Source organism: Streptomyces monashensis (genome assembly GCF_001866665.1).
GTDB classification, from domain to species: domain Bacteria; phylum Actinomycetota; class Actinomycetes; order Streptomycetales; family Streptomycetaceae; genus Streptomyces; species Streptomyces monashensis.
Genome location: NZ_MLYO01000069.1, coordinates 1 through 19,986, shown reverse-complemented (window position 1 = coordinate 19,986; position 19,986 = coordinate 1). Strand labels below are relative to the sequence as shown.

Genomic DNA, 19,986 nt, shown 5'->3' with positions numbered 1-19,986 from the left:
ACCACGGCCCACGAACAGACCCCCGCCGTCCCCGCCCTGGCCGACGGGCTCGCCCCCACCCCGCCGATGGGCTTCAACAACTGGAACTCCACGCACTGCCGGGCCGACTTCAACGAGACGATGGTCAAGGGGATCGCGGACCTCTTCGTGGCCAAGGGCCTGAAGGACGCGGGCTACAGGTACGTCAACCTGGACGACTGCTGGGCCCTGCCGAACCGCGACGCGAACGGCAGGCTGGTGCCCGACCCGGCCCGCTTCCCGAACGGCATCAAGGCCGTCGCCGACTATGTCCATTCCAAGGGTCTGAAACTCGGCATCTACACCAGCGCCGGGACCAAGACCTGCAACAGCGCGGGCTTCCCGGGCGCGCTGGGCCACGAGTACAGCGACGCGCGGCAGTTCGCGGACTGGGGCGTGGACTATCTGAAGTACGACAACTGCAACAACCTCGGCGTCGACGCCCGGTTGCGCTACCGGACCATGCGGGACGCGCTGAGAGCGACCGGGCGGCCCATCGTGTACAGCATCTGCGAATGGGGCGAGAACAAACCGTGGGAATGGGCCGCGGACGTCGGTCACCTCTGGCGGACCACCGGTGACATCAGCGACGACTGGGGCTCGATGGTCTCGATCCTCAAGCAGAACCTGCCGCTCGCGCCCTACGCCGGCCCCGGGCACTGGAACGACCCCGACATGCTGGAGGTCGGCAACGGCGGTATGACGGACACCGAGTACCGCTCGCACTTCTCGCTCTGGTCGATCATGGCCGCCCCCCTGCTGATCGGCACCGATCTGCGCAAGGCCACCCCGGCGACCTTCGGCATCCTGGACAACAAGGACGTCATCGCCGTCGACCAGGACCCGCTCGGCAGGCAGGGCACGGTCGTCTCCTCCGCGGGCGGGCGCTGGGTCATCGTCAAGGAGATGAAGGACGGCAGCCGCGCGGTCGCCCTCTTCAACGAGGCCGGCACGGCCCAGCGGATCGCCACCACCGCGAGCGCCGTCGGCCTGCCCGCCGCCCCCGCCTACACCGTGCGGGACCTGTGGCTGCACCGCGAGGCCAACACCGCCGGCACCCTCGCCGCGACCGTACCGGCCCACGGCACGGTGCTGCTGCGCGTCTCCGCCGACCCGCGCTGGGCGACCCGTCCGCCGGCGGTCGAACTCGGCCTGGACGGCAGCCCGTTGCTGGAGGCGGCCACCCCGGTCACGCTGACCGGCACGGTCACCGACCTCGGCCGTACGCCCGCGCGCCGGGTCTCCGTCTCCCTCACCGGCCCGGCCGGCTGGACCGTGCGGCCGACCTCGGCGACCACGGCCGCCGCCCTCCCCACCGGCCGGACCCTGCGCACCGGCTGGCGCGTGACCGCCCCGGCCGGAACCCCGACCGGGGCCTACGGCCTGACGCTCCGGGCCCGTTACCGCTCACCGTCCGGCGAGCAGGTCACCAGCGCCCTGCCGCTCAGCGCGTCCGTGGCGGCGCGGCCGCCCGCCGGGACGTCGTACCTCAGCGATCTGCCCTGGCTGTCGGCGACCAACGGGTGGGGGCCGGTGGAACGCGACACCAGCAACGGGGAGAGCGCCGCGGGCGACGGGCACCCGATCACCATCGGCGGCACCGTGTACGCCAAGGGTCTCGGGGCGCACGCGCCGAGCGACATCTCCTTCTACACCGGCCGGGCCTGCACGAAGGTCCGCGCGGACGTCGGCGTGGACGACGAGGAGGGGGTGAAGGGCACCGTCGCCTTCGAGATCTGGGCGGACGGCACGAAGGTCGCCGCCACCGGCGTCCTGACCAACGCGATGCCCGCCCAGCCCCTCGCCGCCGACGTCACCGGCGCCCAGGTGGTCCGGCTCGTCGTCACCGACGGCGGCGACGGCAACGACTCGGACCACGCGGACTGGGCGGACGCCACTGTGACCTGCTGACGGCACCTGCCTCGGTGCCCCACCGCCCCCGTCCCGGCTCAGACCCCGGCCGCGTCCGGCCGCCGCGCCAGCGCCGCCGCGGCGGCCCCGACCAGCCCCGCGTCGGTGCCCATCTGGGCGGGGACGACCGTCAGCCGCTGCACGAACGACAGGGTCGCGTAGTCGGTGAGCGCCTTGCGCAGCGGCGTGAGGAGGATGTCGCCCGCCTTGCCGACACCGCCGCCGATCACCGCGATGTCGATCTCGACCAGGGTCGCGGTGGCCGCGATGCCGGCGGCCAGCGCCTGGGCCGCCCGCTCGAAGGAGGCCACGGCGACCGGGTCGCCCGCGCGGGCGGCGGCGGCCACCGCGGCGGCCGAGGTGTCGCCGTCGGGGCCCGGCAGCCAGCCCTGCTCCAGGGCCCGGCGGGCGATGTTCGGCCCACTGGCGATGCGCTCCACACAGCCTCGCGAACCGCACGGGCACGGGTCGCCGTCGAGGTCGACGCTGATGTGGCCGATGTGCCCGGCGTTGCCGGTCGGGCCGGGGTGCAGCTGCCCGTTCAGGACCAGGCCGCCGCCGACACCCGTCGAGACCACCATGCACAGCGCGTTGTCATGGCCGCGCGCGGCGCCCTGCCAGTGCTCGGCCGCGGTGATCGCGACGCCGTCCCCGATCAGCTCGACCGGCAGGCCTCCGGTGGCCGTGCGCACCCGCTCCACCAGCGGGAAGCCCCGCCAGCCGGGCACGTTGACCGGACTGACGGTGCCCGCCGAGGCGTCCACCGGGCCGGCGCTGCCGATGCCGAGGAGGCTCGCGCGGTCCCACAGCGGTGACCCGGCGAGCTCGCCGAGCACCACCTCGACAGCCCGCATGACCGTTTCGCCGTCCTGCTGGGCGGGGGTGGCGCGCTGGGCGCGCTCCAGGATGCGGCCGTCTCCGTCCACCAGTGCGCCGGCGATCTTGGTGCCACCGATGTCCAGGGCCGCCACAAGGTCGGTCATGAGAGTCAGATCTCCCCGTCGAAGCTTGATAACCATACAGAGCAGGGCCGGTCAAGCGGTGGGGGCGCAGGCCGACAGACAGCGGTGGACAGTGTCTCGCGCAGCTGACAACGTTGTCCAGGCTCTATGCTCGACGCCACATCCTCATACAAACGCCGGATCGGCGCAGCTCCCCCGGAACAAGCGCTCACGCACCGACCGCGCGGACGAGACGGACGACAGGACAGGACCCCGCATCGTGCCCGACACCACCCGCTCCACGGACCGCCTGCCCGGCACCCGCTACGGCAACCGCCCGACGATGAAGGACGTGGCGGCGCGGGCCGGTGTCGGGCTGAAGACGGTCTCCCGGGTGGTCAACGGCGAGCCGGGCGTGACCCCGGACACCGAGCGCCGGGTGCAGGAGGCCATCGACGCGCTGGGCTTTCGCCGCAACGACAGCGCGCGCGTCCTGCGCAAGGGCCGTACGGCGAGCATCGGCCTGGTGCTGGAGGACCTCGCCGACCCCTTCTACGGCCCGCTCAGCCGCGCCGTAGAAGAGGTGGCCCGGGCCCATGGCGCCCTCCTCATCAACGGCTCCAGCGCCGAGGACCCGGAGCGCGAGCAGGAGCTGGCGCTGGCGCTGTGCGCGCGCCGGGTGGACGGGCTGGTGGTGATCCCGGCCGGGGACGACCACCGCTATCTGGAGCCGGAGATCCGGGCCGGGGTGGCGACCGTGTTCGTGGACCGGCCGGCCGGGCGGATCGACGCGGACGTGGTCCTGTCCGACAACTTCGGCGGCGCCCGGGACGGTGTCGCGCATCTGATCGCGCACGGCCACCGCCGGATCGGGTTCATCGGCGACATGCCCCGTATCCACACCGCCGCCGAGCGGCTGCGCGGCTACCGGGCGGCCATGGAGGACGCGGGGATACCGGTCGAGGACGCCTGGATGTCGCTCGGGCAGACGAATCCGGAGCGGGTGCGCCGGGCGGCGGAGGAGATGCTCGCCGGTCCCGAGCCCGTCACCGCGATCTTCACGGGCAACAACCGGGTGACGGTCACCGTGATCCGGGTCCTGGCCGAGCACTCCCGCCGGGTGGCCCTGGTGGGCTTCGACGACTTCGAGCTGGCCGATCTGCTCCAGCCGGGCGTCACGGTCGTCGCCCAGGACGCGGCCGCCCTCGGTCGCACGGCGGCCGAGCGTCTGTTCCGCCAGCTGGACGGCGGGCTCGTCGCCCCGGAGCGCATCGAGCTGCCCACCCGGCTGATCACCCGCGGCTCGGGCGAACTGCCGCCGGCGGACTGAGCCACGCGGGACCGGAACACCCGCCTCGGCCGGCCCGGCCGGCGCCGTACGGCGGCGATCAGCAGGCCGGCAGGCCGGGCACCGGGGCGTCGTTGTCCCCGCCCTCCAGGTAGACGTCGCTGACGTAGACGCCGGTGTTGCCGCTGTCGTCGTCGGTCTTCGCCCACCACACGTTCGTCCAGCGGCCGTAGGTCTCCCGGCGGCCCAGGTTCGCCTGGCAGTAGAAGTAGTCGGTGCCCGCGTTCAGGGTCCCGGCCGCGGCGCCGGAGGCCGTGTAGGACGTGGCGGTGCGCCACACGCCGCAGGTGTACTTGCCGCCGCCGGTGGACCGGCACGCTGCCGTCGGGCTGGGAGTGCGGCCCGGACCGCCGGTCGGGGCCGGGCTGTGGGACGGCTTGCCCGGGGGTGCGGCCGTGGCGGGGGCCGAGGAGCGCGAGGTCGGCCCGGTGGGGTCCGGACCGCTCGGCGCCGGGCTGGGTTCGGCGCTCTTGCTGCCGTTCGGGCGGGCGTGCCCGGGCCGGGTGGACGTCTCGGCGCCGGCCCTTTTCGCGGTGGCGCTCGCAGGGCGCGAGGCGGCGGCCGCGGCATCGGCCTTCGACGGGCTCGGGTCGTGCAGCGCGGCGACGGTGACCCCGGCCGCGACGAGCACGACGGCGACGGCAGCGGCGGCGAGCAGGGCGCGGCCCCTGCGGCGGGGTGCGGCCGGCGGGGTGTTCATGGGGCCAGTGGGGGTGCCGGGTGCGAGGACGGGAGTCGGTCCGGTGGAGCCCTGGGCGTCAGCGGGCACCGGGCTCATCGGCGCCCCGGCCGGGGGCGCGGGGCTGTGGGCGGGCTGTCCGGCCGGGCCCTGCGGCACCGGCTCGAATTCCGGCGGCGCGGCCGGCACGGTGGGTTCCGTGGGCGCGGGCGCGCCCGGCGGCGTCGCGCGCAGGGTGGTCGTCGGCGTGTCCGGGGTCCGTGTGCCGGTCACCTCGCGCAGCGCCTCGCGGGCCTCCTCGGCGTCCGGGCGGGCGTCCGGGCGCTTGTCCAGCAGGCTCCGCAGGACCGGTGCCAGCGGTCCGGCCCGGCGGGGCTCGGGCAGCGGTTCGGTGACGATCGCGGCGAGCGTCGAGTAGGTGGACGTACGGCGGAACGGGGAGGCGCCCTCGACGGCCGCGAACAGCGTGGCACCCAGGGCCCAGACGTCGGACGCCGGGCCGGGCTCGGCGCCCTGGGCGCGCTCGGGGGCCAGGTAGTCGAGGGAGCCGACGAGTTCGCCGCTGCGGGTGAGACGGGTGGCCGAGCCGTCGCCGGGGTCGTCCATGCTGGCGATGCCGAAGTCGGTGAGGACGACGCGGCCGGAGCGGTCGAGGAGGATGTTGCCGGGTTTGACGTCGCGGTGCAGCACACCGACGCGGTGGGCGGCGGCCAGGGCGTCCGTCACGGCGGCGCCGATGCGCGCCACCTCGTACGGGTCGAGGGTGCCGCGCTCGCGCAGGACGTCGTCCAGGGAGGGACCCTCGACGAGTTCCATGACGATCAGCGGGCGCCCGTCGACCTCGGCCACGTCGTGCACGGCGACCACACCGTGGTGGCGGACGCGGGCGGCGGCGCGGGCCTCGCGCTGCATGCGCAGCCGCAGTTCGGACAGTTCCGGTCCGGCCGCGTCCGTGTACGTGCGCAGTTCCTTGACGGCGACCTCGCGGCCGAGGACCTCGTCGACCGCCCGCCAGACCACGCCCATGCCACCGCGTCCGAGGCGCGCGGTCACGCGATAGCGCCCGGCCAGCAGCCGGCCGGCTCCGTCCGTGTGCCCGTACCGCTCCGGTTCCTGTTCCCCCGAAGACACCGCCGCCCCGTTCCTGGAGTCGTTGCCCTGTCGCGTCCGCCTGGTCGATGCGTGGCGTCCAGCGTACGGGGCGGCGGTGCCGGTCCCACGCCCCTGGCCGGGGGTCGTGACCGGTCCGCGACGTCTACTGCGCGGAGGCGGTCAGGTCGCCGCGCCGGGGTGCGGCGAAGCCCTCCAGGTCGAGGCGGGTCAGGCCGGTGAGGCGGGCGACCTCGGCGATGTCGAGTGCGCCGCAGTCCAGACCGCGCAGCAGGTAGCCGCTGAGGGCCTTGGCGGTGGCGGGCTCGTCCATGACGTCGCCGCCGACGTGGCCCGCGTAGCGGGCGAGGCGGCCCGCGGCCTGCTCGAAGCCCTCGCGGTAGAAGGCGAAGACGGCGGCGTAGCGGGTCGGGATGTGGCCGGGGTGCATGTCCCAGCCCTGGTAGTAGGCGCGGGACAGGGCGCGGCGGGTGAGGCCGTAGTGCAGCCGCCAGGCGTCGTGGACCTTGGCGGTCGGGCCGACGGGCAGGACGTTGGTGGAGCCGTCGCAGACGCGTACGCCGGTGCCCGCGGCGGCGACCTGCATGACCGCCTTGGCGTGGTCGGCGGCAGGGTGGTCGCTGGCCTGGTAGGCGGCGGAGACGCCGAGGCAGGCGCTGTAGTCGAAGGTGCCGTAGTGCAGGCCGGTGGCGCGGCCCTCGGCGGCCTGGATCATCCGGGCCACGGTCGCGGTGCCGTCGGTGGCGAGGATGGACTGGCTGGTCTCGATCTGGATCTCGAAGCCGAGCCGCCCGGCGTCGAGGCCGTGCACCTTCTCGAAGGCCTCCAGGAGCCGGACGAACGCGCCGACCTGCTCGGGGTACGTCACCTTCGGCAGGGTGAGGACCAGGCCCTCGGGCAGGCCGCCCGCCTCGATCAGGCCGGTGAGGAAGACGTCGAGGGTGCGGATGCCCCGGTCGCGGACGGCGGCCTCCATGCACTTCATGCGGATGCCCATGTACGGCGCCGCCGTGCCGTTCTCGTACGCCTCCGCGATCAGGCGGGCCGCGCGGGCCGCGGTCGCGTCCTCCTCGGCGTCGGGGCGGGGGCCGTAGCCGTCCTCGAAGTCGACGCGCAGGTCTTCGACGGGCTCGCGCTCCAGCTTGGCGCGCACGCGCGCGTAGACCGGCTCGGCCAGTTCGTCCGCGAGGCCGAGGACGGCCGCGAAGGAGGCGGCGTCGGGGGCGTGTTCGTCGAGGGCGGCGAGGGCCCGGTCACCCCAGGAGCGGATGGTGTCGGCGGCGAAGGCGTCGCCGGGTACGTAGACGGTGTGGACGGGCTGCCGGGTGCCGGGGTCCCCGGGGTAGAGGCGCTCCAGCTGCGCGTCGACCGGTGCGAGGGAGGCGCTGATCTCCTCGCTCACGGCGCCCGCGAGGCTCGTCGCCACCTTCTCCTGCTGACCCATCCCACACCCTCCAATTTTCCGCTGTACGGAATCAATAATCCGCAGAATGAAGTTATCCGGGTGGTTCGCGCTGGTCAACACCCTGTCCGGACGCCGGCCCACGGGAGACGGCCGTCTTCAGGATGCACCGAGGCCCCGGTGACCGCGTCGGTCACCGGGGCCTCGGGCGGCGCCTGGCCGGACTCAGCCCTTGCGGGCCTTGATCTCGTCGGTCAGCTGCGGGACGACGTCGAAGAGGTCGCCGACGACGCCGTAGTCGACCAGCTCGAAGATCGGGGCCTCGGCGTCCTTGTTGACGGCCACGATGGTCTTCGAGGTCTGCATGCCGGCGCGGTGCTGGATCGCGCCGGAGATGCCGTTGGCGATGTACAGCTGCGGCGAGACCGACTTACCGGTCTGGCCGACCTGGTTGGTGTGCGGGTACCAGCCGGCGTCGACGGCGGCACGCGAGGCACCGACGGCCGCGCCGAGGGAGTCGGCGAGGGCCTCGATGATCGAGAAGTTCTCGGCGCCGTTGACACCACGGCCACCGGAGACCACGATCGCGGCCTCGGTCAGCTCCGGGCGGCCCGTGGACTCGCGCGGGGTGCGGGCGGTGACCTTGGTACCGGTCGCCTTCTCCGAGAAGGTCACGGCGAGGGCCTCGACCGTACCGGCGGCCGGGGCGGCCTCCACGGCGGCCGAGTTCGGCTTGACCGTGATGACCGGGGTGCCCTTGGAGACACGGGACTTGGTGGTGAAGGACGCGGCGAACACCGACTGGGTGGCCACCGGGCCCTCGCCGCCGGCCTCGAGGTCGACGGCGTCGGTGATGATGCCGGAGCCGATGCGCAGCGCCAGACGGGCGGCGATCTCCTTGCCCTCGGCGGAGGACGGGACCAGCACGGCGGCCGGGGAGACGGCCTCGTGGGCGGCCTGGAGGGCGTCGACCTTGGGCACGACCAGGTAGTCGGCGTACTCGGACGCGTCGTGGGTGAGGACCTTCACCGCGCCGTGCTCGGCGAGGACGGCGGCGGTGTCGGCGGCGCCGTTGCCCAGCGCGACGGCGACGGGCTCGCCGATGCGGCGGGCCAGGGTCAGCAGCTCCAGGGTGGGCTTGCGGACGGCACCGTCCACGTGGTCGACGTAGACGAGGACTTCAGCCATGGGATTGCTCTCCTGCGTAAGGAAGTTGAGGGGCGGTCAGCGGGGGCGAGCCCTTAGATGAACTTCTGGCTCGCGAGGAACTCAGCGAGCTGCTTGCCGCCCTCGCCCTCGTCCTTGACGATGGTGCCGGCCGTGCGCGCCGGGCGCTCGTTCGCGGCCTCGACCGTGGTGAACGCGCCCTCCAGGCCGACCTCTTCGGCCTCGATGTCGAGGTCCGACAGGTCCCAGGACTCCACCGGCTTCTTCTTGGCCGCCATGATGCCCTTGAAGGACGGGTAACGCGCCTCGCCGGACTGGTCCGTCACGGACACGATCGCCGGGAGGGACGCCTCCAGCTGCTCGCTCGCCGCGTCGCCGTCACGGCGGCCCTTGACCACGCCGTCCTCGACCGAGACCTCGGAGAGCAGGGTGACCTGCGGGACGCCCAGGCGCTCGGCGACCAGCGCCGGCACGACACCCATGGTGCCGTCGGTGGAGGCCATGCCGGAGACGACCAGGTCGAAGCCGGCCTTCTCGATCGCCTTGGCCAGCACCAGCGAGGTGCCGATGGCGTCGGTGCCGTGCAGGTCGTCGTCCTCGACGTGGATGGCCTTGTCGGCACCCATCGACAGGGCCTTGCGGAGCGCGTCCTTGGCGTCCTCCGGGCCGACCGTCAGCACGGTGACCTCGGCGTCGTCCGCGTCCTCCGCGATCTGGAGGGCCTGCTCGACCGCGTACTCGTCCAGCTCGGAGAGCAGACCGTCCACGTCGTCGCGGTCGACGGTCAGGTCATCGGCGAAGTGCCGGTCGCCAGTGGCGTCGGGCACGTACTTCACAGTGACAACGATCCTCAAGCTCACGCCGGCTCTCCTACTGCATCGACATTTCCGGGCTGCCTCTTGCAGGCAGCATAGGCGCCTCAAGCGGCCGATCCCGGTCGGGGCGTCCGCGCGCTCCGACCGAAATATTACTCGTCAGTACACTCAGTTCGTGCCCGCTAAGCAAGCGCTTTGAACTGTGACCTTCGCAACGCAGCGTAATCGGAATTCGACCGGCCCGCGGACGACGGCGGCGTGATCAATCCCGCAGACCGTTGAAGCGCCCCTGGTGGTAGAGCAGGGGGCGGCCGGTGCCCGAGGGGTCGCCCAGCACGACCTCGGCGAGCACGATGCGGTGGTCACCCGCCGGGACGCGGCCGACGATCCGGCAGACCAGCCAGGCGAGCACGTCGTCGAGCACCGGTACGCCCTCCGGGCCCTCGCGCCAGGCCGTGGGCGCGCCGAACCGGTCGGCGCCGCTGCGGGCGAAGGTGCCGGCCAGCTCGCCCTGGTGCTCGCCGAGTATGTGCACCCCGACATGCTCCGTCTCCGCTATCGCGGGCCAGCTGGAGGCTCCCGTGCCGATGCCGAAGGAGAGCAGCGGAGGGTCGGCGGAGACCGAGGTGAGGGAGGTGGCGGTGAAGCCGACCGGGCCGGCGGCGCCGCGCGCTGTGATCACCGCGACACCGGCGGCGTGCCGGCGGAACGTCGAGCGGAGCAGGTCGGCGGAGCCGAGCCGGGGGGTGCCGAGTTCGGGCGAGGCCGTCATGGAAGGGTCCTTCTGCCGAGGGGGACGAGCCGATGCGTAGCTGCTCAACAGCCCGGACAGCGCGCGCTCGCGGTGCGGGCGAGGTCGATGTGGGCCCGCCCGAAGAGAAGGAGGTCGATCGGCATACGGTCAGGCTGACGATAGGTGGGGCGCGCAGTCAAGTGCGTTCCGGCGACCGGAAGATGGTGTGCCACCCGTGGAGACACCCTCACACCGCCTCTCCGAGGGCCGCGATGACGTCGGCCTTGCGCGGCTGTCCGGCGGCGCGCCGCACCACTGCGCCGTCCGCGTCGAGGACGAGCACGGTGGGCGTCCTGAGGATCTCCAACTCGCGTACGAGACCCAGGCGGGCCTCGGCGTCGATCTCGATGTGCGCCACGCCGGGGACCAGCGCCGCCACCTCGCCGAGGACGCGGCGGGTGGCCCGGCAGGGCGCGCAGAAGACGCTGGAGAACTGGACGAGGGTGGCCCGCTCCCCCAGTTCGGCGCCCAGTTCGACCGCCGTCAGCCGCACGTCGTCGCGCCCGCGCACCCGCATCCCTCTCCCTGCTCCGTCACTTCTGGTCGGCACTTCTGGCCGGCGCTTCTGGCCGGCACTCCTGGTTTCCCTCCACACCAGCGCGGATCAGCCCGTGAAGATTCCCCCGGCATGACGGAAGGTTCGCATCGCACGTAAAGCCGATTTAAAGATCCGAGGTGGGATGTAGGCCGACGTGACGAGGATCTCGCCGCGGCAAGGCACCAGGACTGGCTACCCGTCCGTTCTTCGGGCACGATCTGCGAGACGCCGTAAACCTACGGCTGCGTAACTTTCCCGCCGGGAGCCCCTTTCCCGAGCAGAGCAGAAAGGGTCCACCCCGCCCATGGCAGAGCTGGTCTACCGTCCCGTCATCGGTTTCGCGAAGACGTTGTTCAAGGTCTGGGACCTGAAGATCGACTGCCAGGGCTCGGAGAACATCCCGCGTTCGGGCGGTGCCGTGCTGGTGAGCAATCACATCAGCTACCTCGACTTCATCTTCAACGGCCTCGCGGCCCTGCCGCAGAAGCGCCTGGTGCGTTTCATGGCGAAGGAATCGGTCTTCCGGCACAAGGTCTCCGGCCCGCTCATGCGCGGCATGAAGCACATCCCGGTCGACCGCAAGCAGGGCGAGGACGCCTACGCGCACGCGCTGGACTCGCTGCGCTCCGGCGAGGTCATCGGGGTCTTCCCGGAGGCCACCATCTCGGAGTCGTTCACGCTGAAGAGCTTCAAGTCGGGTGCGGCGCGCCTGGCCCAGGAAGCGGGCGTCCCGCTCGTCCCGATGGCGGTGTGGGGCACGCAGCGCCTGTGGACGAAGGGCCACCCGCGCAACTTCAAGCGCAACCACCTGCCCGTCACGATCCGCGTGGGCGAATCGGTCGAGGCCCCGCGCGACCAGTACGCGGGCGCCATCACGCGCCGCCTGCGCGAACGCGTCCAGGACGTGCTCGACGCCGCCCAGCGCGCCTACCCCGGCCGCCCCAAGGACTCCGAGGACTCCTGGTGGCTCCCCGCCCATCTGGGCGGCACGGCCCCGACGATGGAGCAACTGCGCGCGGCCGAGGCCCACTGAGACACGCGGCGCGGGCGGAAGGGGCTCTGCGCAGCGGACTTCGGCGGGAGCACACGGCCGAGGCCACCGGCTCCGGTACCGCACGGACCGGGCACGCCGCCCACCGTCATGGTGCCGAACAAGCGGGACCGCACTGCCACCGGGCCGTACGGCCACCACACGGCCGTACGGCCCGGTGGCAGTGCGGGCGCCCCAGACGCCGCGGGACAGAGCGCTGCTGCACCTCCGTCGCGACGCCGATCGAGCACCCGGGCGCACCACAGCCGCGCCACGCCCGGACTTCCACGGCGGCGCCGGCCGCTCCGGCCGGGCGAAACGCGGCGGCGTGGCGCCGGTCGCGGTTTCTCCCACGGCCTCGCCCTCTGTTGCTCAACGGGCAGGCGGGGCAGGCGAGTCGGACCCGGGGGCTCAGAGTGCGTCGGGGAGCGTCTTCCACAGGGACGGGCGGTCCGGCGCGGTCTTCAGGGCGTCGAGGACGCGCGGATGCGGTGCGGCGTACAGCAGTGGGTAGTCCACCTCGCCGGAGGCGGGGTCAGGCATCCAGGCCAGCCGTTCGCCGTCGAGGGAGAACTGTGCGTCCACGCCCGGTTTGTTGCCGCGCGGATCCTGCCGGTGCCAGGCGCCGTGGAAACGCACGGCGACGAGACCGTGGACGGCATGACCGCTGCCGTCGTCGTGCGCCAGTCGCTGGTAGCACAGGGCGGTCGGGATGTCCTCGGCCCGCAGCAGCGCGGCCAGGGCGTGGGCCTTGGCGTAGCAGATGCCGGTGCGCTGCGCGAGGACGTCCGAGGCGCGCCAGGTGACGCGCAGGTCTCCGGCGTCGGCGGAGTGCGGGATGGTGTCGCGGACGAACGCGAAGGCGGCGCGTGCATAGGCATACGAGTCCGCGACCCCTTCGGCCAGCCGGGCGGCCGTTTCCCGGACCAGGGGATGGTGATGGTCCACGGCCTCGTCGTCAGCCAGATAGGCGGAGAGGTCGGTGGTGTTCTGGATCAGCTGCATGGACGCAGAGCATAGGAATGCGATCACCCGAGAGTCAATGAAATTTCAGGAGACCGCATAACTATGCAACCGTCGGGATGGCGGTACTGCTAGCGCGCCATCTCCTCCTTGAGCGCCGCCACGAAGGTGTCGACGTCCTCCTCCGTGGTGTCGAAGGAGCACATCCAGCGCACCACTCCGGCGCCCTCGTCCCAGAAGTAGAACCGGAACCGCTTCTGCAGCCGCTCGCTCACGTCGTGCGGAAGCTTCGCGAAGACACCGTTGGCCTGGACCGGGTGGAGGATCTCCACCCCGTGCACCGCGCGCACCCCGTCGGCGAGGCGCTGGGCCATCTCGTTGGAGTGCCGGGCGTTGCGCAGCCACAGGTCCTTCGCCAGCAGCGCCTCCAACTGCACCGACACGAAACGCATCTTGGAGGCGAGCTGCATCGACAACTTCCGCAGGTGCTTCATCTGCCGCACCGCGTCCTGGTTGATGACGACGACGGCCTCGCCGAAGACGGCACCGTTCTTCGTCCCGCCGAGCGAGAGGACGTCGACGCCGACCGCGTTGGTGAACGTCCGCATGGGCACGTCCAGCGAGGCGGCCGCGTTGGCTATGCGGGAGCCGTCCAGGTGCACCTTCATGCCGTGCGCGTGGGCGTGCTCGCAGATCGCCCGGATCTCCTCGGGCGTGTAGAGCGTGCCCAGCTCCGTGGACTGGGTGATCGAGACGACCTGCGGCATGGCACGGTGCTCGTCCTCCCAGCCCCAGGCCTGCCGGTCGATCAGCTCGGGCGTGAGCTTGCCGTCGGGCGTGGGCACGGTGAGCAGCTTCAGCCCGCCCATGCGCTCGGGGGCGCCGCCCTCGTCGACGTTGATGTGCGCGCTCTCGGCGCAGATCACCGCACCCCAGCGGTCGGTGACCGCCTGGAGCGCGACGACGTTCGCACCGGTGCCGTTGAAGACCGGGAAGGCCTCCGCCGTGGCGCCGAAATGGCCGCGGATGATCCGCTGGAGGTTCTCGGTGTACTCGTCCTCACCGTACGCCACCTGATGGCCGCCGTTGGCCAGGGCCAGGGCGGCCAGCACCTCGGGGTGGGCTCCGGCGTAGTTGTCACTGGCGAAACCGCGGACCTGCGGGTCGTGGTGGCGACGCGCGTCGGTCTTGGGTGGGTTCACGGCTTCTCGGTCAGCCACAGACGGTTTCCGTTCACTTCGGCGGCGGACTTGCTCCAGACGCCCTCGACGGCCTCGGCGAGGTCCTTGACGTCCGTGAAGCCCGCGAACTTCGCATTGGGGCGTTCCGCGCGCATCGCGTCGTGCACCAACGCCTTCACCACCAGGATGGCAGCCGCCGCACGCGGACCCTCCTCACCCCCGGCCTTGCGGAAGCCGTCCGCCATGGCGAGGGTCCAGGCCTCGGCGGCCGCCTTGGCCGCGGAGTAGGCCGCGTTGCCCGCCGTGGGCTTTGCGGCGCCGGCCGCGCTGATCAGCAGGTAGCGGCCGCGCTCGCTGCGCTGGAGGGCGTCGTAGAAGGCCAGGGAGGTGTGCTGGACCGTGCGGATCAGGAGCTTCTCCAGCAGGTCCCAGTCCGCGAGATCGGTCTCGGCGAAGTTCGCGCTGCCGCGCCAGCCGCCCACGAGGTGGACCAGGCCGTCGACGCGGCCGTGGTCCTTCTCGATGCGCGCCGCCCAGTCGCGGGTCGAGCCGAGGTCGAGCAGGTCGACCGTCTCGCCGGTGACCGTGGCGCCGCCGTTCGCGTAGCGGGCCGCGTCCACGGCCTCCGCTAGGCGCTCGGGGTTGTTGTCGGCGCCGACGACGACCGCGCCGGCCTCGGCGAGCCGGACCAGCGTCGCGTGCCCGGCGGGTCCGCCCGCGCCGGCCACCGCGATCACCGTTCCCTTGAGAGACCCGTTGTTCCCCACGTTCTTCCCCTCTTGAACAGCTTGGACAGCTTGACCGGTGCTCACGTCGCGGTCGCTCACGCGGCGATCCGCTCGGCACCGTCCGCCGTGATGCCCTTGGTGGAGGCGATCACGTGCTTCAGCTTCTTGGACAGCGCTTCATAGAACATGCTCAGCGGAAACTCGTCCGGAAGCACGTCGTCCACGAGCTTGCGCGGCGGCTGGGTGAGGTCCAGGGCGTCCGGACCCTTGGCCCAGGTGGAGCCGGGGTGCGGGGCCAGATAGGTGGCGACCAGCTCGTACCCGGCGAACCAGTGCACCAGCTTCGGGCGGTCGATGCCGTCCTTGTAGAGCTTCTCGATCTCGGCGCACAGCTGGTTGGTGACCTGCGGGGCGCGCTCCCAGTCGATGGAGAGCTTGTTGTCGGTCCAGTGGAGGACGTCGTGCTTGTGCAGGTAGGCGAAGAGCAGCTGGCCGCCGAGGCCGTCGTAGTTGCGGACGCGGTCGCCGGTGACGGGGAAGCGGAACATCCGGTCGAAGAGCACCGCGTACTGCACGTCACGGGCCTGCGGGACGCCGTCCGCCTGGAGCTTCACGGCCTCCTTGAAGGCGGTGAGGTCGCAGCGCAGCTCCTCCAGGCCGTACATCCAGAACGGCTGGCGCTGCTTGATCATGAACGGGTCGAACGGCAGGTCGCCGTGGCTGTGGGTGCGGTCGTGGACCATGTCCCAGAGCACGAAGGCCTCTTCGCAGCGCTTCTGGTCATGGACCATCGCGGCGATGTCCTCGGGCAGCTGAAGGCCCAGGAGGTCGACGGCCGCGTCGGTGACCCGGCGGAAGCGGGCGGCCTCGCGGTCGCAGAAGATGCCACCCCAGGAGAAACGTTCCGGCGCCTCGCGTACGGCGATGGTCTCCGGGAAGAGGACGGCCGAGTTGGTGTCGTAGCCGGGGGTGAAGTCCTCGAAGGTGATGCCGCAGAACAGCGGGTTGTCGTAGCGGGTGCGCTCCAGCTCGGCCAGCCAGTCCGGCCAGACCATGCGCAGCACGACCGCCTCCAGGTTGCGGTCGAGGTTGCCGTTCTGCGTGTACATCGGGAAGACGACCAGGTGCTGGAGGCCGTCCGTGCGGTCGGCGGCGGGCTGGAAGGCCAGCAGCGAGTCCAGGAAGTCCGGCACCTCGAAGCCGCCCTCGGCCCAGCGGCCCAGGTCCCGCACGAGCGCCTCGTGGTAGGCCTTGTCGTGCGGGAGCAGCGGGGAAAGCTGCTCGACCGCGTCCACGACACGCCGTACCGCCGCCTGGACGTCCGCCTCGGCCGGGGCACCCTCGGCGCCGAAGTCGATCGAGCCGTCCTTGGACTGCCATGGCCGGATCCGCTCCACGGCATCCTTGAGCACCGGCCAGGCCGGGTGCTCGATCACCCTGGTCGACGAAGGAAGCTGATCCTTCACAGCCGTCTGCTCAAGAATTTCCGTCATGACCCATCCTTCACGGGAGAACCTCTCGTCAGGACACCGTATGCATACCCAGTTTCCGCCATCAAGAGGCAGCTCGGGAAAATTTCCCGTGACATCGCTTGGTCGCCGACGATTTTCCTGCTCCAAACCGTGATGACGCTCACTTCCGTCGTGCGCAGCGCGCCCGGGCAGGGCGCTGCTCCGGCCGGTCAAGAATCCGAGGACTCGCCCACGCGCGGGTGACGGTGGGGGCGCATACCGGCCAGTTGAGGCACGCGGCACGCACCCGTACGGCGTGCACGTGCGGGTTCATCGCGGGCCCCGGCGATTAGGCTGCGAGCCTGCCCGCGCGGACGACGACGTCCGTTCGTCCGTCCCGCGCGCGCCGAGCCGCCGTCGACGGAAGCGAGTCGAACCTTGAACTTCCTTACCATCGGTCACCGCGGGGTCATGGGTGTCGAGCCCGAGAACACCCTCCGTTCCTTCGTCGCCGCGCAGGACGCCGGCCTCGATCTCATCGAACTCGATCTGCATCTGAGCAAGGACGGCGCCCTGGTCGTCATGCACGACGCCGAGGTCGACCGTACGACCGACGGCACCGGGCCGATCGCCGAGAAGACCCTGGAGGAGCTGCGCGGCCTGGACGCGGGCCGCGGGGAGCGGGTGCCGGTGTTCGAGGAGGTGCTGGACACGGTGCGCAGCCCGGTCCAGGCGGAGATCAAGGACGTGGCGGCGGCCAGGGCGCTGGCGAAGGTGATGCACGAACGGGACCTGGTCGGGCGGGTGGAGGTCTCCTCGTTCCACGACGAGGCGGTCGCCGAGATCGCCCGGCTGGTACCGGGGGTGCGCACGGCGCTGATCGCCGAACACTACGGCACCGACGTGGTGGAGCGGGCCGTGGCCGTGGCCGCCCCGACCCTGTGCCTCGACATCCGCCGGATCACCCTGGAGATCGTCGAGCACGCGCGCGAGGCCGATCTGCGGATCATCGGCTGGGTGGTCAACACGCACGACCATCTGCGCCTCGTCCGCGCCCTGCAGCTGGACGGCGCGACGACCGACTTCCCGGAGATCAAGCGCGCCGCGCGTTTCACCGCGTGAGGGTCATGCCAGCGGCTTGACCAGCAGCTCGAACTGGAGGTCGGCGCGCTGCGGGATGCCGAAGCGCTCGTCGCCGTACGGGAAGGGGCTCATCTGTCCCGTACGGCGGTAGCCGCGGCGCTCGTACCAGGCGATCAGGTCGTCGCGCACGGAGATCACCGTCATGTGCATCTCGCCGACGCCCCACGCCTCGCGCGCCCGGCGCTCGGCCTCGGCCATGACGACCTTGCCGAGACCCGCGCCCTGCAGCGTGGGGCTGACGGCGAACATGCCGAAGTAGGCGTGCTCACCGCGGTGTTCGAGCTGGCAGCAGGCGACGATACGGCCGTCCCGCTCCACCGCCAGCAGCCGGCTGTCCGGCGACTTGATCACGTCGAGCACGCCCTCGGGATCCGTGCGCTGCCCTTCCAGGATGTCCGCCTCGGTGGTCCACCCCGCCCGGCTGGCATCGCCGCGGTACGCCGACTCGATCAGCGCGACCAACGCGTCGACGTCGGCGTCCGTGGCGTCGCGGAAGGTGACGGAGGTGGCGCTGGTGTCCATGAGCGGCCTTTCGATCTCGGGCGTGGCTGAGCCAGGGTCGAGGGTAACCCTGCCAGTAGGCTCCGCCGGCATGGTGCATGTACTCAGCAGCCGGACGCTGCTCACCCCCACCGATCCCGAGCGCTCCCGCGTCTTCTACGGCGAGCGGCTGGGGCTGTCCGTCTACCGCGAGTTCGGTACCGGCCCCGGGCGCGGCACGGTCTACTTCCTCGGCGGCGGCTTCCTGGAGGTCTCCGGACGCGCCGAGACCCCGCCGTCGCCCGCGGTCCGGCTGTGGCTGCAGGTGGACGACGTGACGGCGGCGCACGACGAGCTTCGCGCGCAAGGCGTCGACGTCGTCCGGCCGCCGGTGAAGGAGCCGTGGGGCCTGCTCGAGATGTGGATCGCCGATCCGGACGGCGTCCGCATCGCCCTGGTGGAGGTCCCGGCGGAACATCCGATGCGGTACAGGCCGGGGGTCTGACCGGGGGGTGACGCTGACGGCGGCGCACGGGGCCGACGCGGTGTGCGGTGGAGGTGCCAGTGCAGGGCCGTGCGGTGCCGGTACGGGGTCTCGCGTGTGGTCGCGTCGGCGGGCGCGTCCGCGCATCGGGGTCGGCCGACGGCTCTCGGGACCGGCGCCGTACGCGGTCTCCCGGTCTGGGGAGCGGCACGGCGCCTGGCCGGGAGTGGTCTCCGGGACGGCGTGGCGGGCGTGGGGATCGTGGGATGAGGGTGTTCCGGATGGCCGGGGCTGTGGGGTGGGGTTAGCGTGCCGGGAGAGGGCTCCGCGGGTGCGGCGGGCCCGGCTGCTCAACCGTCCGTCCGGAGGGAACCGCGATGGAGTTCGACAAGCCCGTGACCGGCGGCCCGTGCTGGACCGAGCTGGGGACCAGCGATCTGGAGGGAGCCAAGCGGTTCTACGCCGAGTTGTTCGGGTGGCGGCCCGAGACGGACTCGCGGCCGGAGGCCGGCGGCTACACGGTGGCCCACCTGGGCGACGCACCCGTCGCCGGGCTCACCCCGCTCTACCAGGAGTCCCAGCCGGTGGCCTGGAACGTCTCCTTCTCCGTGCCGGACGCGGACGCGGCCGTGCGGCGTGCGCAGGAGGCCGGCGGGGCGGTGGTCGTCGGTCCGACGGACGTGTTCGACGCGGGCCGGTTCGCGGTGGCACTCGATCCGACGGGCGCGGCCTTCCAGTTGTGGCAGGCGCGGACGTTCCGGGGCGCCGGTCTGTTCAACGCGCCCGGCACGCTCGGCTGGGTGGAGCTGGCGACCCGGGACACCCGCCGGGCCCGGGAGTTCTACACCACGGTGTTCGACTGGAGCGCCCAGTCCTCCGAGTGGTACACGGAGTGGGCCCTCGACGGCGCGGAGTTCGGCGGCATGGCCGACATGACCGACCGGTTCCCGCCCGACGTGCCCGCGCACTGGATGCCGTACTTCGCGGTGGCCGACGTGGACGCGACGGCCGAGGTCGCGGACCTGGCGGGCGGTGCCGTCGTCATGCCGCCCGCGACCGTGCCGGACGGCCCGCGTATCGCGCTGCTGCGCGATCCGCAGGGCGCGACCTTCGGGGTGCACCTGATGGACCCGGAGGGCTGAGGAGCGGGCCGGGCGCTGCCTGTGGCACGCGGCGCGGTTTGCCCTCGTCCGCGCTCCGACTGTCGCGCAGCTCGGAGCGCGTCCTCGGCGAACTGCGTGCCGGGCGGCGGGACTTCTTCGTCCTGGCCGGCAAGTACACCTGCGTGCGGTTCGTCGAGGAGAGCCTGCGCCGGCTGCGCACGGACCGGCGCGACGTGCTGTGGGTGCACGCCCTCGGCAACCTCACGCCGGTCGAGGAGGTGATGCGGGCCCTGGATGATCCGGACTCCGGCGCGGGTGGCGCCGGCCTGGCTGCTGGGCCGGTCCGGCAACGTCGCCCCGATCGTCGCGGCCACGAAGACGGCCCAGCTCGCCGACAACCCGGCGAGCGCCGAGCTCCGGCTGGACGCCGACGCCGTACGGTCCACCACGTCCTCCGGCCCGGCTTCCTAGGCCCTGTCGTCACATTCCCGTCGTCCGCCCGGAGGGCGGGCCACGCGACGTCTGGTGCGTGCAGATGCAAGGCGGGGGAGGGAGTCGACGCGGTGGGGCCCCTCCCGCGCGAGCGCAGCCGAGCGTGGGGGAGTCGGCGACCGACGACAACGCAGCAGATGTGCGTGCCAGCCGCCGCGCGGCAGGCGGGAATGTGACGACAGGGCCTAGGCCGTGTTTTAGGTCGGAGT

Annotated in this window: 19 protein-coding genes and 1 pseudogene; 8 read left to right on the top strand and 12 right to left on the bottom strand. The window is 72.2% G+C overall.

Annotated features, from left to right (window positions below):
- The first annotated feature begins 36 nt into the window (after positions 1-36).
- Positions 37-1,929 carry an NPCBM/NEW2 domain-containing protein gene (locus BIV23_RS36085; protein ID WP_071385189.1) on the top strand — a complete coding sequence of 631 codons (1,893 nt, stop codon included), beginning with the start codon at positions 37-39 and terminating at the stop codon, positions 1,927-1,929.
- 38 nt (positions 1,930-1,967) lie between these two features.
- On the opposite strand, the gene BIV23_RS36080 is transcribed toward BIV23_RS36085, so the two are convergent.
- Positions 1,968-2,912 (bottom strand): ROK family protein, encoded by a 945-nt coding sequence (locus tag BIV23_RS36080; protein ID WP_245790820.1) that lies wholly within the window; start codon positions 2,910-2,912, stop codon positions 1,968-1,970.
- A gap of 238 nt (positions 2,913-3,150) precedes the next feature.
- Between BIV23_RS36080 and BIV23_RS36075 the strand changes: the two genes are divergently transcribed.
- Entirely contained in the window at positions 3,151-4,200 is a 1,050-nt protein-coding gene (locus BIV23_RS36075) for a LacI family DNA-binding transcriptional regulator (protein ID WP_071385186.1), read from the top strand.
- A gap of 58 nt (positions 4,201-4,258) precedes the next feature.
- Here BIV23_RS36075 and BIV23_RS36070 read toward each other — a convergent pair whose 3' ends face one another.
- The 6 genes from BIV23_RS36070 to BIV23_RS36045 form a co-directional block, all read right to left on the bottom strand.
- Positions 4,259-6,028: a serine/threonine-protein kinase gene (locus tag BIV23_RS36070; RefSeq protein ID WP_071385185.1), complete on the bottom strand. Its 1,770-nt coding sequence runs from the start codon at positions 6,026-6,028 to the stop codon at positions 4,259-4,261.
- A gap of 124 nt (positions 6,029-6,152) precedes the next feature.
- Positions 6,153-7,451 carry a DUF6986 family protein gene (locus BIV23_RS36065; RefSeq protein ID WP_071385184.1) on the bottom strand — a complete coding sequence of 433 codons (1,299 nt, stop codon included), beginning with the start codon at positions 7,449-7,451 and terminating at the stop codon, positions 6,153-6,155.
- 183 nt (positions 7,452-7,634) lie between these two features.
- On the bottom strand, positions 7,635-8,597 hold the full coding sequence (locus BIV23_RS36060; protein WP_071385183.1) for an electron transfer flavoprotein subunit alpha/FixB family protein: 963 nt from the start codon (positions 8,595-8,597) through the stop codon (positions 7,635-7,637).
- A 53-nt stretch (positions 8,598-8,650) separates the two neighbouring features.
- A complete protein-coding gene (locus tag BIV23_RS36055) occupies positions 8,651-9,436 on the bottom strand; it encodes an electron transfer flavoprotein subunit beta/FixA family protein (RefSeq protein ID WP_071385182.1) in 786 nt (261 codons plus the stop codon).
- Between the two features lie 217 nt (positions 9,437-9,653).
- Positions 9,654-10,163, bottom strand: a complete 510-nt coding sequence (locus tag BIV23_RS36050; protein ID WP_071385181.1) for a flavin reductase family protein — start codon at positions 10,161-10,163, stop codon at positions 9,654-9,656.
- 208 nt (positions 10,164-10,371) lie between these two features.
- On the bottom strand, positions 10,372-10,701 hold the full coding sequence (locus tag BIV23_RS36045; RefSeq protein ID WP_177240155.1) for a TlpA family protein disulfide reductase: 330 nt from the start codon (positions 10,699-10,701) through the stop codon (positions 10,372-10,374).
- A 325-nt stretch (positions 10,702-11,026) separates the two neighbouring features.
- Between BIV23_RS36045 and BIV23_RS36040 the strand changes: the two genes are divergently transcribed.
- Positions 11,027-11,755: a lysophospholipid acyltransferase family protein gene (locus BIV23_RS36040; protein WP_071385180.1), complete on the top strand. Its 729-nt coding sequence runs from the start codon at positions 11,027-11,029 to the stop codon at positions 11,753-11,755.
- 408 nt (positions 11,756-12,163) lie between these two features.
- Here the strand turns inward: BIV23_RS36040 and BIV23_RS36035 are convergent, their stop codons facing one another.
- From BIV23_RS36035 to BIV23_RS36020, 4 genes are all read right to left on the bottom strand, one after another.
- Positions 12,164-12,757 (bottom strand): transglutaminase domain-containing protein, encoded by a 594-nt coding sequence (locus BIV23_RS36035; protein ID WP_071385179.1) that lies wholly within the window; start codon positions 12,755-12,757, stop codon positions 12,164-12,166.
- A gap of 89 nt (positions 12,758-12,846) precedes the next feature.
- Complete coding sequence (locus BIV23_RS36030) at positions 12,847-13,917, bottom strand: threonine aldolase family protein (protein WP_071385178.1); 1,071 nt, start codon at positions 13,915-13,917, stop codon at positions 12,847-12,849.
- Complete coding sequence (locus BIV23_RS36025; RefSeq protein ID WP_245790819.1) at positions 13,914-14,663, bottom strand: SDR family oxidoreductase; 750 nt, start codon at positions 14,661-14,663, stop codon at positions 13,914-13,916. The genes BIV23_RS36030 and BIV23_RS36025 overlap by 4 nt, the downstream gene beginning before the upstream one ends.
- Before the next feature lie 56 nt (positions 14,664-14,719).
- A complete protein-coding gene (locus BIV23_RS36020; protein ID WP_071385176.1) occupies positions 14,720-16,117 on the bottom strand; it encodes a DUF6421 family protein in 1,398 nt (465 codons plus the stop codon).
- Positions 16,118-16,513: 396 nt separating this feature from the next.
- Between BIV23_RS36020 and BIV23_RS36015 the strand changes: the two genes are divergently transcribed.
- On the top strand, positions 16,514-17,197 hold the full coding sequence (locus tag BIV23_RS36015; protein WP_079173624.1) for a glycerophosphodiester phosphodiesterase: 684 nt from the start codon (positions 16,514-16,516) through the stop codon (positions 17,195-17,197).
- A 3-nt stretch (positions 17,198-17,200) separates the two neighbouring features.
- On the opposite strand, the gene BIV23_RS36010 is transcribed toward BIV23_RS36015, so the two are convergent.
- On the bottom strand, positions 17,201-17,740 hold the full coding sequence (locus BIV23_RS36010) for a GNAT family N-acetyltransferase (protein WP_071385174.1): 540 nt from the start codon (positions 17,738-17,740) through the stop codon (positions 17,201-17,203).
- A gap of 70 nt (positions 17,741-17,810) precedes the next feature.
- Between BIV23_RS36010 and BIV23_RS36005 the strand changes: the two genes are divergently transcribed.
- The 4 genes and pseudogenes from BIV23_RS36005 to BIV23_RS53680 all read left to right on the top strand — a co-directional run bounded on the left by BIV23_RS36005 (position 17,811) and on the right by BIV23_RS53680 (position 19,756).
- On the top strand, positions 17,811-18,203 hold the full coding sequence (locus tag BIV23_RS36005; protein ID WP_071385173.1) for a VOC family protein: 393 nt from the start codon (positions 17,811-17,813) through the stop codon (positions 18,201-18,203).
- Positions 18,204-18,559: 356 nt separating this feature from the next.
- On the top strand, positions 18,560-19,324 hold the full coding sequence (locus BIV23_RS36000) for a VOC family protein (RefSeq protein ID WP_071385172.1): 765 nt from the start codon (positions 18,560-18,562) through the stop codon (positions 19,322-19,324).
- 68 nt (positions 19,325-19,392) lie between these two features.
- Positions 19,393-19,584 (top strand): annotated as a pseudogene (locus BIV23_RS54140) (aldo/keto reductase); the annotation flags it as partial.
- Positions 19,580-19,756 carry an aldo/keto reductase gene (locus tag BIV23_RS53680; RefSeq protein WP_342746400.1) on the top strand — a complete coding sequence of 59 codons (177 nt, stop codon included), beginning with the start codon at positions 19,580-19,582 and terminating at the stop codon, positions 19,754-19,756. The pseudogene BIV23_RS54140 and the gene BIV23_RS53680, both read left to right, overlap by 5 nt.
- Positions 19,757-19,986: the final 230 nt, after the last annotated feature.

Coding starts and splice junctions, on each gene's coding strand:
- BIV23_RS36080 (WP_245790820.1), bottom strand. CDS start 2,912: ATGACCGACCTTGTGGCGGCCCTGGACATCGGTGGCACCAAGATCGCC.
- BIV23_RS36065 (WP_071385184.1), bottom strand. CDS start 7,451: ATGGGTCAGCAGGAGAAGGTGGCGACGAGCCTCGCGGGCGCCGTGAGC.
- BIV23_RS36060 (WP_071385183.1), bottom strand. CDS start 8,597: ATGGCTGAAGTCCTCGTCTACGTCGACCACGTGGACGGTGCCGTCCGC.
- BIV23_RS36050 (WP_071385181.1), bottom strand. CDS start 10,163: ATGACGGCCTCGCCCGAACTCGGCACCCCCCGGCTCGGCTCCGCCGAC.
- BIV23_RS36045 (WP_177240155.1), bottom strand. CDS start 10,701: ATGCGGGTGCGCGGGCGCGACGACGTGCGGCTGACGGCGGTCGAACTG.
- BIV23_RS36040 (WP_071385180.1), top strand. CDS start 11,027: ATGGCAGAGCTGGTCTACCGTCCCGTCATCGGTTTCGCGAAGACGTTG.
- BIV23_RS36035 (WP_071385179.1), bottom strand. CDS start 12,757: ATGCAGCTGATCCAGAACACCACCGACCTCTCCGCCTATCTGGCTGAC.
- BIV23_RS36020 (WP_071385176.1), bottom strand. CDS start 16,117: ATGACGGAAATTCTTGAGCAGACGGCTGTGAAGGATCAGCTTCCTTCG.
- BIV23_RS36010 (WP_071385174.1), bottom strand. CDS start 17,740: ATGGACACCAGCGCCACCTCCGTCACCTTCCGCGACGCCACGGACGCC.
- BIV23_RS36005 (WP_071385173.1), top strand. CDS start 17,811: ATGGTGCATGTACTCAGCAGCCGGACGCTGCTCACCCCCACCGATCCC.
- BIV23_RS36000 (WP_071385172.1), top strand. CDS start 18,560: ATGGAGTTCGACAAGCCCGTGACCGGCGGCCCGTGCTGGACCGAGCTG.
- BIV23_RS53680 (WP_342746400.1), top strand. CDS start 19,580: ATGATCCGGACTCCGGCGCGGGTGGCGCCGGCCTGGCTGCTGGGCCGG.